This is a genomic window from Amycolatopsis sp. NPDC043889 (genome assembly GCF_056435645.1).
The window spans coordinates 1-12484 of sequence record NZ_JBWKEC010000034.1; the positions used below are offsets into that span (position 1 = coordinate 1).

The following is a 12484-nucleotide window of genomic DNA, read 5'->3' on the forward strand; positions in this document are numbered from 1 at the left end:
GCGCTGCGGATGACGCGGCTCGTCGGCGGCACCGAGGTCGAGACGATCCGGTCCGATCAGCGCGGCGCCTACTGCGGCGCGACGCAGTTCTTCGTTGCCGTGTAACGAAAACTTGCGCTGGCCCGGAAACTGTCGGTGGTCGGATGTAGCTTCTGTGCGTGGATACCCGCAACGCCACTGTGGCGCTACTCAAGGAAATCACCTCACCTGATGCTTTGCAGGAGGTCACTGCCGCACTGGATTCGTTGGAGGACAAGGATGCTGTCGACGCCGCTGTCGCGGCATCAGAAGGAATCGCACGGCTGGAGGCCGTCCGATTCCGTGCACTCGCGCAGCTGAACCGCCACCGTGACGGTGCGTCGAGTGTGGTGCAGGAGGTCGCGTTCGCGTTGTCTGTTGTGGACGGTCACGCGGCCGGATTGGTGTCGACGGCGGCGGCGTTGACCACGCGGCTGCCGCGCACGCTGGGGCTGCTGGATCGCGGACAGGTGGGCGGTTATGGGGCGATGAAGGTCGCTACCGCGACGGCGTGGCTGTCGGACGAGGATGCCCGTGCGGTGGACGCGGTGCTGGAGGACCGGCTACCGGGCCGGAACTCCGAGCAGATCCGGAAGACGGCGAATCACGCGGCGATGCTGGCCGACCGTGACGGCGCCGCCCGCCGGGCGGAGCGGCACCGCGCCGGGCGTCGGTTGTCGATCCGGCACGGCGAGACCGGGGTAGCCTCGATCGGCGTCGAGGACGGCCCCGTGGAGAAGGTCGCCGCCGCCTACGCCCGGATCGACCGCGAGGCACGCGCGCTCAAGACCTGCGGCGAGAACCGCACCCTGGACCAGCTGCGCGCCGACGTCGCCCTCGACCTCCTCCTCGGTGGCCAAGGCGGCAAAACCGAACGATCCGAAGTGTTCCTCTACATGGACCTCAACGCTTACCTGGGACTGAACGAGGACCCGGCCGAGCTGGCCGGGCACGGGCACATCCCGGCGTCGCTGGCCCGGCACATCGCGTCCGGCCCGGACACGGTGTTGCGGCGGATCATCACCGACCCCTTGTCCGGGCAGGTCTTGGATTTGGGCCGGGACCGGTATCGGCCCAGCGCCGGGTTGGGCGAGTTCGTGCGGGTGCGAGACCGGGAATGCCGAAGACCCGGCTGCCACCGCATCGTCCAAGCCTGCGACCTCGACCACTCGGTGCCCTGGCAATTCGGTGGCCACACCAGTGACACCGAACTGATCGACCTCTGCCGCCGCGACCACCGCCTGAAAGACGAACCCGGCTGGGTCTATCGGCTCGCCGCCGACGGCACCCTCACCATCACCACACCCACCGGACACAGCTACGACAGCACACCACCACCACTACACGAACCCCGCACACCGCTCGACGAGGAACCGCCACCGTTCTGAGGCCGTCGCCGAAAAACGGCCACGGTGCCGGTGCGGTCGCCGAAATTCGGCCACGGCTTGGCGGTGTGTGCAGGACCCGGGATCTCAAAGCGACTGTGGTCGCAGCGCTCGCTAGGTGGCTGTGCGGTCCAGCGGCGTCGCCGAAATTCGGCCACGGCTCGGCCGCGTGTGTGCAGGACCCGGGATCTCAGTGCGACTGCGGCCGCGACACGGCGACGTTCGCAGCGGCGACTGTCGCCGGCAGTACCCCCGAAGCGCCGTCGCCGAAATGTGGCAAAGCCCTTCAGGTACTCACAAACGAGTGCCCAGCACCGACATGCCCAGCACCAGTTCGTTGGCCGGATCGCAGCCGAGAAGATCCTCGACCAGTTCGTCGCGAAGCGCCGCGGTGAACGTGACGCTCAGTCCCAGCGCGGTCGCCATCAGGTACACGGTCTGGCTCAGGTGGCCGACGTCCATCAGCAGCACTCGATAGGTGCGGCTCACCGGGTACTTCCACTGGTTCCGCTCGATGACGCTGGTGTAGATCAGCAGCGCGCCGGCCTTCCGGGTCCACTGCTGGTCGCCGGCGAGCGAGGTGAGTTCGTCGTCGTCGATCTTGGCGTCCAGTGGCGTGAGGCTGTGCCGGAAACCGTCGTAGTGGTAGGCCCCCCGATCCAGGCCCTCGACGTTCCTCGCGTAGACGTACACCTCTGTCGGATGCCGGGCTCCGCCCGACGGGCTCGTCTTGAAGACGTTCCCGGTGGCGGGGATGTCGGAATGCGTTTCCGGCCTCGTCGGCCGGGCCGCGGTGAGGAGTGCGCTCAAATCGCGCAGCCGCAAGGGTTCTTCGCCGAACTCGCGGACACTTCTGCGTTGGTTCAGCGCGTCGCCCAATGCGATCGCGTTCAAGGGTTCCGGTGACGGTTCGGGCAGCGCTATCGCGTCGTGCTCGCCGGAAGGCCTCACCGGAGAGGGCGGAGGACTGGCCTTCGCCTTCTCCAGCAAGGTTTTCGCCGTCATTTCGCTGGTCGTGAACTCGGTCTCCCGCAAGGAGCGGGTACCGAAGTGAAACGCCCGCGCGGACGTTCCCCAAGGCCCCCAATCCCGAAGGATCTCCTCTTCCCGTTGTTGCCGGGAAGAACCTTTGACCACCAGCACGTCGTACCGGATCATCGCTCGCGCGATACGGACGAGCCTTTCCCCGGTCTCGGGATTCTCGTCCGCGGTGCGGATCGATTCCGGTTCTCGCCAAGAACTGAACCAGCGCAGGACGCGTTCGGTTCCTTCGGCGAGTTTCAGCTGGCGATGGCCGAGGTGGTCGTCCCAGACGACGTCACCATCGGACCAATAAAGCGTTCCGCATGAGGAAACCCTGACCAGCATCGAATGTCTTGTGCCCCAGTCCCCAGTAATACTTTCCGAATACGTCTGGTCATTCAGTGTCGCGAGCGGAAAGGAGGCCCGCCGTGCGGCGGCGGCTCGAACCCGCCCCAGGTGCTCTGCGCCTTGTACTCCGCTTCGAGCTCGTACAAGAACTCGTCGTCGTCTTCATCGTGCATGTCGCCGATCCTCTCCGTGAGCGGTTACTCCGGTCAAGCGAATATACCTACGCCAACAGAGTACCGGATCGAAACGGAGAATTACGCCGAGTAATCGCTCAGGCGCTGTTTGAGTTCGCGAACCTCTGGCAACTCCGAAATGCCGAGATCGGTGTAGAGGCGCAATGCGAACCGGCGATGACGGTCCGCATTCAGTCGCTCACCGAGAATGTCGAACGCGAACGCCATCTCCTTGTGGGCGATGGGCAGCATGCTGCGATTCCCGGTCGATTCGAGCACTTCGACCGCGGTCGTCAACTGACTGACCGCGAGCGCGCCGTCACCGAGTCCGCGCGAATTGATACCGAGGGCGAGAAAGCATTCCGCCTCGAGATCAGGTGATTCGTTCTCCTGGGCCAGCCTCAGTGCCTGGTCGAGTTCCTCGGCGGCTTCGGGATAGCGCCTGTTCTCGGTGTGGATCAGCCCGATCCGGTGCCTGGCGCGGGCTTCGATGAGGACACTGCCATGGGCGTGGGCGGTCTCGCGGACCCAGCCGAGGTGTTCGATGGCCTCGTCCGACTCGCCCTTGAGCCAGTGGGTGACCCCCGAGTTGCCCCTGGCCCGGCACTGCATCCGGATGTCGCCGGTGGTCGCGGCCAGTTCGAACACCTCGTTGAACAGCCGGTTCGCTTCGGTGAACTCGTTGAGCCGCCACAGGGTCAGCGCGTACATGTGCAGGGCCTGGTACTCGAGGACCACGTTCCCGGTGACCCGCGCCGCGGACAGGGCGAGGGTCTCCAGCTCCCTGGCCTGCCGGTAGTAGCCGCGGTTGTCGAAGTAGCGCCACACCGCCGAACAGAAGGGCACGAGGTCGGAGTACTGCTGGTGGTTGTTCATCGCGACGGCCACCGGCAGCACGTTCTGCCATTGCGCGTCCATCCAGTGCGCAGCCTGGTCGTAGTCGGCGAAGGACTGTCCGAACTCGCTCTTCGGGACCTCGAGGCCCCCCGGCTCGTCTTCGGAGTCCGGGTCGATGAACTCCATCGCGGCCGCGACGGTGCTGCGGTAGTAGTCGAACAGCCGCCGCATCATCGCCTCGCGCTGGTGCTCGGGCTCTTCGGCGAGCAGGAGTTCGCGACCGTAGCTGCGGAGCAGGTCGTGCATCTCGTACCGGTCCATCGACGGCTGGCGCAGGAGGTTCACGTCGACGAGGCGTTCGGCGAGGCGGCGGGCCTCGCCGAGGCTCACTTCCGCCAAGGCCGCCGTCGAGTGGAGATCGAAAGCGGCGCCGGGGTGATGGCTCAGCCGGCGGAACACCCGGCGCTCGGTCTCGGTCAAGTTCAGATAGGACACCCGGAACGCGCCCGCGACGTCGCGTTCCCCGGCGGTGAGCTCGCCGAACCGGTTCCGTTCGTCGCGCAGCTGCCTGGCGACGAAGTCGAGCGTCCACGATGCCCGCGCGCGCAGTCTGCTCGCCGTGACGGCCAGCGCGAGCGGGAGATCACCGCACAGGCTGGCGACCTGGTCGGCCGCGTCCGGGGATTCCCTTCTCAACCGCGAAGGCCCGACGATCCGGCCGAGCAGTTCCACGGCGTCGGCCCGGCTGAACGGTTCCAGCGAGAGCAGTTCGGCGCCGTCGAGGTCCACGAGCCGGGTGCGGCTGGTGATCAGCACGCAGCAGCTCGCCGAACCGGGCAGCAGCGGGTTCACCTGCGTCGCCCCGATGGCGTTGTCCAGCACCAGAAGCACGCGTTTGCCGGCGAGGCAGCTCCGGAAGAGCGCCGCGCGCTGTTCGGTCCCGGTGGGAATGTCCGAACCCTGGATGCCGAGCGATCGCAGCAGCGCCTCGAGCGCGGCCCCAGGGTCGACCGGGTCGCCCGCGGGCGAGAACCCTTCGAGGTTCACGAAGAGCTGCCCGTCGGGGAACAGCGGCGCGAGCCGGTGTGCGGCGTGGACGGCCAGCGCGGTCTTGCCGACACCGGGCATCCCGTCGATCGCGATCAGCTTCGGCCCCGCCGAGGAGCCTGCCTGGCCGATCTCGAGGACGGTCCGCAGTTCCGCGGCACGGCCACCGAACGCGGGGAGGTCCGCGGGAAGCTGCGCGGGGCGGGGGAACAGCGCCTTCTGCGCGTCCGCGTCCTCGCGACGTCCGCCGGTGTCCATTCCGGCCCGGAGCCCGCCGACGCCATACCGGACGAGGGCGCTGTCGGTCATCAGCTCGGCGTCGGCGCGCAGGATCTGCTGGTGGAGCGCGCTCAGTTCGGCGCTCGGGTCGACGCCGAGCTCCTCGGCGAGCGCGACCCTGGTCCGGTCGAACGTCCGGAGCGCGTCGGCGCCGCGGCCCGCCCGGTAGAGCGCCAGCATGGTGAGGCACTGCAGGGTCTCGCGCGTGGGATGCCAGGCGGCGAGGTCGAAGGCCTCGCGAGCCGCCGCTTCGGTTTCGCCGAGCCGGAGCCTGGCGCCGATCAAGAGCTCACAGGCGGCCAGGCGTTCTTCGTCGAGCCGTCGCGCGGTCTGTTCGATGGCGTCGCCTTCGAGACCGTCGAACGCCGGGCCGCGCCAGAGCGAGAGCGCGTCCGCCAGCTTGGCGGCCGCCTGGGAGATCAGCCCGGCCGAAAGGAGTTCGGCGCCCTGGTTGTAGTCCGCTTCGAAGCGGACCGAGTCGAGCGAGGCGCTGCTGATGACGACGCGGTACGCCGAGCCGGTGGTGACCACGGCGGACCTGGCCACGCCGAGGTCGTGCCGCAGCCGCGCGATCGCGTTGCTGACCTGGCGGACCGCGGTCTTCGGCGGATTCTCCGGCCACATCGTGCCGATCAGGTACGACACCGGGACCAGCCTGCCCGCGTTGATCAGCAAGGCGGCGAGGAGACGCTGTTCGCGGCGTCCGCCCAGCCGGACGGGGACACCGTCGACTTCGGCTTCGAGCGGGCCGAGAACGGAGAAGCTGAGCTGGGAGGGCCGGCCGGTGGGCGATCCCGCCGAATCGGGTAAACGATCAGCGGTCATATGCGACTATGTCGTCCGAGGCCGTGAGCGTGCTCACGCACTACCTCCAGTCCGTTCGCCGGCTGACCGGCACCCTAACCCACCGCTTCGGCCTCCAGCCAGATCAGCGCGGGCGACGCACTACGGCATTCGGCCTAACGGGCGCGCGCGGGCCTGCCCTGAAACCGGTTCGATTCTACGCCCGGCCGCCCCTGAACTGCGCGGATGCCCGGCGGTGGAGTGCCGATGTAATTCCGATGCAGGGCCTTGGAAAGCTGAAGACATCAGCTGGCGGGTCGGCGCGACGGGGCAGCGCGCCGAACCGTGTGTAGGGGCTCCGCGGCGGTTGGCCTTCGAACTGGGGGTGGCCAACCGCCCTGGTAGCCCTTTCTTCCTGTCACAGGTTGCTCCCAGCAAAGCGCGGCACACTGGACCGAAGAGGAGTGTGCCGCCATGAGTGCTCTAGGTGATCTGCTGGGCTTCCTGCTCACCCTGTTCCTGATCGTGCTCATCGTCCGGATGGTGCTCGACTGGGTCGTCAACCTCGCCACCCGTCCGCCCGGCTGGGCCTTCCGGGCTCGCGGGATCGCCCATCGGCTGACCGAGCCCGTGCTGGCGCCGGTCCGCCGCGTGGTGCGCCCGGTGCGGGCGGGCGGGGTCGCGTTCGACCTCGCCTTCACCCTCGTGTTCCTCGGGGTCGTTCTCCTGCAGTCCCTCGCGTTCAGCCTCTGACCAGGTGTGATCCGCCGGGATTCCGGGTACCAGCCCGCTGGAGGAGAGGAGTGTGCCCATGCGTCCGGTCTGGAGCGGTTCGCTTTCGCTCGGTCTGGTGACGGTGCCGGTCCGGCTGTACAGCGCGGTCGAGGACCATACGGTGCACTTCCGCCAGTTCCAGCGCGGAACCGAGGACCGCATCCGGTACCGGCGGGTGAACGAGCGCACCGGCAAGGAAGTCGGCTACGAAGACATCGTCAAGGGTTACGAGCTCGAAAACGGCGAGTACGTGGTCGTCGAACCCGAGGAGCTCGACGAGATCGCCCCCGGCCGGTCGAAGTCGCTCGAAATCGAGAGCTTCGTCGAGCTGGACGCGATCGACCCGATGTTCTTCGACAAGACGTACTGGCTCGCGCCCGCGAAGGACGAGTTCGAGCGCCCGTACGCGTTGCTGCTCGAGGCGATGGACTCGTCGGGCAAGGCCGGGATCGCCAAGTTCGTCATGCGCAACCGCGAGTACCTGGCGCTGGTGCGCTCCGGTGACGGCGTGATGGTGCTCAACACCCTCCATTTCGCGGCCGACCTGCGGGATCCCGCCGAGCAGCTGCCGGACCTGCCGGGCAAGGCGAAGGCGCGCGGCAAGGAACTCGACATGGCCGTCAGCCTGATCGACGCGATGAGCGACGACTGGCGGCCCGAGGACTACCGCGACACCTACACCGACCGCGTGCGGGACCTGATCAAGGCCAAGAAGAAGGGCGACACCATCACGCCCGCGACCGAACCCGGTGAGCCGACGAAGGTCGTCGACCTGTTCGAGGCGCTTTCGAAGAGCGTGGAGAGCGGGAAGGCCAAGAAGAAGTCCGGGGCGAAAAAGCCGACAGCGAAGAAGGACCTCTCTTCGCTGTCGAAAGCCGACCTGGACAAGCTGGCACGGGAGCGGAACATCAAGGGCCGGTCGAAGATGACCCGCGCCGGCCTGGAGAAGGCGCTCAAGGCCTCGTGACGACCCCCGCCGTCGCCAGTTCGCGCGCGATGGCCTCGATCAGCAGCCGGACGTCCTCGCCCGCTGTCGCGTGCAGCCCTTCGGAAACGATCAGCACGTCGGACGTCGTGGCGGAGACCGCGGAGTGCCCGCTCTGCCGGTTCGTCCATCGGCGCGCGTGGGCTTGGCCGTCCTCGTCGGCGAAGATCACCTCGCCGGGGTTCGGCTGCTCGACCGTGCCGGCGAAGGTCACGTACTTCTCGTCGCCCCACGCGTGGCGGACTTCCAGCGAGCCGCTGATCTTCGCGACGTCGAGCACCGCGACCGGGACGGCGTAGGCGACCGAGACCGCGTTGCAGAGATCGATCACCGGGTGGATCCGGGGAAGCGTGCCTTCTTTCCGCAGCCTGCGCAGCAGTGACTCGGACGCACAGCGGTACTGCGTCGGTTTCAGGCCCATCTTGGCGAACGCCCGCCGCCAGGCCTGGATCTCGGGGAATTCCGATTCGGGCCCGTCCGCGAGCCGCCGCGTCGCCCGCGCGAGGAACTTCTCGACGTCGACCGGCATTTCCGGGGTGATGCCGGTGGCCCGCAGTGTGCCGACGGCGAGGGCGGGATGAGCGGCGCGGATTTCCGGGTGGTGCTGGAGTCGCATGCTGAACCTGTCTACTGGGTGGTGAACGCGAGTTTGGCGCCGAGCGCGGCGAAGGAACCGGCGAAGATCCGCCGGAGCCAGGTGAGCACGCGCGGCCGGGAAAGGACGTGGTGCCGCACGCTGGCGGCGAGGACGCCGTACACGCTGAACACCACGAAGGTGGCCAGCATGAACACCCCGCTCAGCAGCAGCATCCGAGGGATCGAACCAGGCTCGCCCGCCGGGACGAACTGGGGCAGGAACGCGAAGAAGAACAAGGTCAGCTTCGGGTTCAGGACGTTGATCAGCACGCCGGAGGTGATCGTCCGCAGGGTCGACGCCGGTTCGGGATCGCCGTCCACGACGATCGCCTCACGGTCCTTCAGGGTCGCCCACGCCATGTAGAGCAGGTAGGCGACGCCGAGGTACTTGATGATCTCGAACGCCACCGCGCTCGCGTGCAGCAGCGCCGCGAGACCGGTGATCGCGGCGACCATGTGCGGGATGATGCCGAGGGTGCACGCCAGCGCGGCGACGACGCTCGCGCGTCTGCCCCGGGCCAGTCCGGCGGAAAGGGTGTAGACCACGCCGGTGCCGGGCGTGGCGACCACGACCAGCGTGGTGACCAGGAAGGCGATGCTCACTGGATCACTGTGCGCGCTTTTTGGTCTGATGGACAGGACCAAAGACGAGTGACTCCACAGGACCAAAGCGTTGCGTGAGGCGGCGTGAGGGTTCACCGGAAGGAGTGGCATGATGCACGCTCGCACGTCGACGAGGAAGGCCTTGGTTTGAGCGCGCGCACTTCCCAGATGGACGACCTCCGGCTGGTGGCACAACCGAATGCCATGTTGTGTTCCGAGCTCTTCGTCCGTCTCATCTTGTCGGATTGGTCCTTGCGGCCGTTGCTCGATCAGGCGAAGACCGCCGCCGCCAGATTGGTGGGCACGCTGGTCGACGCGGCCGATCCGAAGGAGCCGCCCTTCCTGACGCTGAGATTGCGCCTGCGGTCGGACGTGCTGGTCATCGAGGTCGACCACGCGCTGGACGGACTCCCCGTGCCGACGCCCGCTCCGGGAGAGCGGACCGGGGTGGCGCCGAGCGAGACCGGCGGCGTGACCCTCTGGTGTGAGCTGCCGCTGCCTGGTGGCCTGTCTGCCGGACAGGTCCGGCTGCCGAGGCGGGGCGACCGTCGCACCCTGGTGGACGAACCCGTCTCCGGTGAGCCCGTCGGCGCCGATCCCGAAGTCCTGGAACGGCTTTTGACCCGGCTGAGCGGCTGGTCCGGCTGATGGGGACGAGGCGGGTCACCACGCCGGTGCTCGAGATCGAGTACGAACACGCCGGTGAAGCGGGTGGGCCGCCGGTGGTCCTGCTCCATGGCTTTCCGTACGACGTTCGGGCCTACGACGAGGTCGCCGCGCTCGTCGCGGCGGGCGGAGCTTCCGTGTACGTCCCGTATCTCCGTGGGTTCGGTGGGACGCGCTTCCTCGACGAGGCGACACCCCGCTCCGGACAACAGGCCGCCCTCGCGCAGGACCTGTTCGAGTTCATGGACGCGCTCGGGCTGGAGAAGGCCGTCGTCGCGGGATACGACTGGGGCGGCCGCGCGGCGTGCATCGCGGCCGCGCTCCGGCCCGAGCGCGTGCGCGGGCTGGTCTCGGTGGACGGCTACAACGTCCAGAATCTCGCCTACGCCGGGGAACCCGCTCCGCCGGAGTGGGAACGCACGTACTGGTACCAGTTTTATTTCCACTCCGAGCGCGGACGGCGCGGGCTGGCGGAGAACCGCGACGAGCTGTGCGCCTTGTTGTGGCGCACCTGGTCGCCGACCTGGACGGGCGCCGAGGCGGCATTCCCGGCCAGCGCCTCCAGCCTCCACAACCCGGACTTCGTCGACGTCGTCATCCACTCTTACCGGCACCGGTTCGGCCTGGCGGAAGGCGATCCGCGGTATCAGGCGCTCGAAGACCTGATCGCGAAGGAGCCGGCCATCACGGTGCCGACGGTCGTGTTGGAAAGCGGGGACGACGGTATCGGCGGCCCGAGCGCGGAGGGCGACCGCGAGTACTTCACCGGGCCGTATGAGCATCGGGTTCTGCCGGGGGTGGGCCACAACGTCCCGCAGGAAGCCCCTGAGGCGTTCGCGGCCGCTGTGGCGTCGCTGCTCGGGTGAGGACGATCACCCGTCCGTGCGCGTGACGAATCCCGATCTTCGTTTGTCCTTCGGACGTAAGGCGCACGATCCGGGCGCCACGGACGGAGGAGGACCCGATGTCGTTGGGCGACAAGATCAGCAACAAGGCCGAGGAGCTCGGTGGTAAGGCCAAGGAGGCCGCCGGCGACGCCACCGGCAACGAGGAACTGCGCGCGGAAGGCCAGGCGGACCAGGCGAAGGCCGGTCTCAAGGGCGCGGTCGAGAACGTGAAGGACGCCGTCGGCGACGCGGCGGACAAGATTCGCGACACCTTCAAGAAATAGCGTTTCCTTCCGGGCCGGGGCGGCGGATTTCCGCGCCCCGGCCCGTTTTCAGTCGTGCAGGACCACCGGCAGGCTCGTGAGCCGTGTTCCCTGGATGCCGCCGAGGAACGTTTGCCGCAGTTCGCCATAGGGCACCGCGAGCCGGGCTTCGGGGAAGTCAGTGCGGAGAACCGTCGCGACCGCCCGCAGTTCGAGCTGTGCGAGCTGGGCGCCGACGCAGAAATGCGGGCCCGCGCCGAAGGTCAGGTCCGGGCCCGGTTTCCTGGCCGGGTCGGTGTTGATGCCCTGGATGTCGACGAGCACCGGGGCCCCGGCGGGGAGCCGGGTCCCGGCGAGAACGACCTCCGAGGTCGTGAACCGCCAAAGCGTGAACGGTGCGGGCGGGTGCATCCGGAGGGTTTCCCGGACCAGGTGGCTTTCGGGGGTGGTGTCCCCGTCCAGGAGCCGCGAGACGAGGAAGCCGATCGAGGCGTCGGTGGTCAGCTGCCCGGCGAAGATCAACGCGAACAGGTGATACCGCAGGTCCTCTTCGGACGTCTCGGGCGGAAGGTTGTCGCGTAGTTCCGTCGCGAGTCCCTTTCGGTTCGGGGTCAGCCCCGCGGCGGCGAGGTCCGCGATCGCGGCGATGGCCTTGCCCTGGGCGCCCGGCTCGGGGTCGGACATGCGGCGGCACGCGTCGACGGCGACGTCGAGCAGGTGGAGTGGGATACCGAGCAGGTCGAGCAGCACGGTGAGCGGGAAACGGGTGGAGAACCCGTCCATGAGGTCGACCGTTCCGCCGCCGAGGTCCGTCAGCAGTGCATGCGCGATCCGGTGGATCCGGTCGGATTGCGCCTGGATCCGTTTGGCGCTCAGCAGAGGAGCGTGCGCTCGCCGCAGTCGCGTGTGGTCGGGGCCGTCCAGCGTGGTGAGGGACGGCTGTTCGGCGGCGGTTTGTTCGAGGCCGGTCCATCCCTCGGGGGCGAGCGCGGGATCCTTCGCGAAGCGCGGATCCGCCAACACCTCGCGGGCCGGCTTCTCCTCGGTCACGATCCACGCGCTTCCGCCCTCGGGGGCGGCCACTTCGACGAGGGGACCGGCGGCCCGCAGCGCTGGACGGACAGGGTCGGGTTCGGTGATGCCGCGGGTCGTCGCGGCGAATGGATCGGGGAGCACAAAAACTCCTTCATGAGAAAGTATCTTCATAGTGAAGGTATATTCGGAGCCGGTAGGTTGTCAAAGCGCACGGATCCGAGGAGGGGTGATGGAGGACGACGTCGCGGCGCGGAGCGCGTCGCTGCTGGACGGCCTCCGGAGCTTCGGGGCGAACTACACCGAGTTCACCCGGCGTTTCGCGGATTGGCTCGGCCTGCACGCCACCGACGCCGCCGCGCTGGTGGAGATCCTCTACGCCGAAGACACCGGATCGCCGTTGTCCCCGGCCCGGCTCGGCGAACGCATCGCGCTGACCTCCGGCGCGACCACGAATCTGCTGAACCGGCTGGAAAACCTCGGCTACGTGGTGCGGACCAGGGAGAACAGCGACCGGCGGAGGGTGACCCTGCGCAGCGGCCCGGACATCCAGGGGCCCGCGCGTGAGTTCTTCGGCCCGTTCAGCGCCGGGCTCGCGGCGCTGGTGGCGGAGTACCCGGTGGAGGAGATCGAACGGTTCGAGGCCTTCCTGCGGCAGCTCAAGTCCACAATGGACAGCTTGCTCGAAGAACAGGGGTAGCCCGGACCAGTCCGATCCGCTCTCGGCACCGAATCCCTCCCGGAC

General features: G+C 68.1%; 13 protein-coding genes. 7 read left to right on the plus strand and 6 right to left on the minus strand.

The features are described from left to right. Positions 1-179: 179 nt before the first annotated feature. The gene (locus AC0685_RS36880; RefSeq protein ID WP_478229795.1) at positions 180-1406 is read left to right on the plus strand and encodes an HNH endonuclease signature motif containing protein; all 1227 of its coding nucleotides are present in this window, start codon (positions 180-182) and stop codon (positions 1404-1406) included. A 291-nt stretch (positions 1407-1697) separates the two neighbouring features. On the opposite strand, the gene AC0685_RS36885 is transcribed toward AC0685_RS36880, so the two are convergent. The 3 genes from AC0685_RS36885 to AC0685_RS36895 all read right to left on the minus strand — a co-directional run bounded on the left by AC0685_RS36885 (position 1698) and on the right by AC0685_RS36895 (position 5935). Then, on the minus strand, positions 1698-2771 hold the full coding sequence (locus AC0685_RS36885) for a SagB/ThcOx family dehydrogenase (protein WP_478229708.1): 1074 nt from the start codon (positions 2769-2771) through the stop codon (positions 1698-1700). Between the two features lie 53 nt (positions 2772-2824). Beyond that, positions 2825-2947 carry a hypothetical protein gene (locus AC0685_RS36890; RefSeq protein WP_340687764.1) on the minus strand — a complete coding sequence of 41 codons (123 nt, stop codon included), beginning with the start codon at positions 2945-2947 and terminating at the stop codon, positions 2825-2827. Between the two features lie 81 nt (positions 2948-3028). Continuing rightward, positions 3029-5935 carry an AfsR/SARP family transcriptional regulator gene (locus AC0685_RS36895; RefSeq protein ID WP_478229709.1) on the minus strand — a complete coding sequence of 969 codons (2907 nt, stop codon included), beginning with the start codon at positions 5933-5935 and terminating at the stop codon, positions 3029-3031. A gap of 432 nt (positions 5936-6367) precedes the next feature. On the opposite strand from AC0685_RS36895, the gene AC0685_RS36900 reads away from it, so the two are divergent. Both AC0685_RS36900 and ku read left to right on the plus strand, forming a co-directional pair. Continuing rightward, positions 6368-6646 carry a YggT family protein gene (locus AC0685_RS36900; RefSeq protein ID WP_340687766.1) on the plus strand — a complete coding sequence of 93 codons (279 nt, stop codon included), beginning with the start codon at positions 6368-6370 and terminating at the stop codon, positions 6644-6646. 58 nt (positions 6647-6704) lie between these two features. Next, positions 6705-7634 carry a non-homologous end joining protein Ku gene (gene ku / locus AC0685_RS36905; protein ID WP_478229710.1) on the plus strand — a complete coding sequence of 310 codons (930 nt, stop codon included), beginning with the start codon at positions 6705-6707 and terminating at the stop codon, positions 7632-7634. On the opposite strand, the gene AC0685_RS36910 is transcribed toward ku, so the two are convergent. Both AC0685_RS36910 and AC0685_RS36915 read right to left on the minus strand, forming a co-directional pair. Then, the gene (locus AC0685_RS36910) at positions 7621-8268 is read right to left on the minus strand and encodes a B3/B4 domain-containing protein (RefSeq protein WP_478229711.1); all 648 of its coding nucleotides are present in this window, start codon (positions 8266-8268) and stop codon (positions 7621-7623) included. The two genes, ku and AC0685_RS36910, sit on opposite strands and share 14 nt — an antisense overlap. Before the next feature lie 11 nt (positions 8269-8279). Continuing rightward, positions 8280-8891: a LysE family translocator gene (locus tag AC0685_RS36915; RefSeq protein WP_478229712.1), complete on the minus strand. Its 612-nt coding sequence runs from the start codon at positions 8889-8891 to the stop codon at positions 8280-8282. Between the two features lie 147 nt (positions 8892-9038). On the opposite strand from AC0685_RS36915, the gene AC0685_RS36920 reads away from it, so the two are divergent. From AC0685_RS36920 to AC0685_RS36930, 3 genes are all read left to right on the plus strand, one after another. Beyond that, on the plus strand, positions 9039-9539 hold the full coding sequence (locus AC0685_RS36920) for an ATP-binding protein (RefSeq protein WP_478229713.1): 501 nt from the start codon (positions 9039-9041) through the stop codon (positions 9537-9539). Then, positions 9539-10423, plus strand: coding sequence for an alpha/beta fold hydrolase (locus AC0685_RS36925; RefSeq protein WP_478229714.1), 885 nt, complete (start codon positions 9539-9541; stop codon positions 10421-10423). Before AC0685_RS36920 ends, AC0685_RS36925 begins: the two co-directional genes overlap by 1 nt. A 98-nt stretch (positions 10424-10521) precedes the next feature. Continuing rightward, a complete protein-coding gene (locus AC0685_RS36930; RefSeq protein ID WP_478229715.1) occupies positions 10522-10728 on the plus strand; it encodes a CsbD family protein in 207 nt (68 codons plus the stop codon). 48 nt (positions 10729-10776) lie between these two features. Here the strand turns inward: AC0685_RS36930 and AC0685_RS36935 are convergent, their stop codons facing one another. Further along, the gene (locus tag AC0685_RS36935) at positions 10777-11883 is read right to left on the minus strand and encodes a cytochrome P450 (RefSeq protein WP_478229716.1); all 1107 of its coding nucleotides are present in this window, start codon (positions 11881-11883) and stop codon (positions 10777-10779) included. A gap of 88 nt (positions 11884-11971) precedes the next feature. Between AC0685_RS36935 and AC0685_RS36940 the strand changes: the two genes are divergently transcribed. Next, positions 11972-12439: a MarR family winged helix-turn-helix transcriptional regulator gene (locus AC0685_RS36940; protein WP_478229717.1), complete on the plus strand. Its 468-nt coding sequence runs from the start codon at positions 11972-11974 to the stop codon at positions 12437-12439. Positions 12440-12484 lie beyond the last annotated feature (45 nt).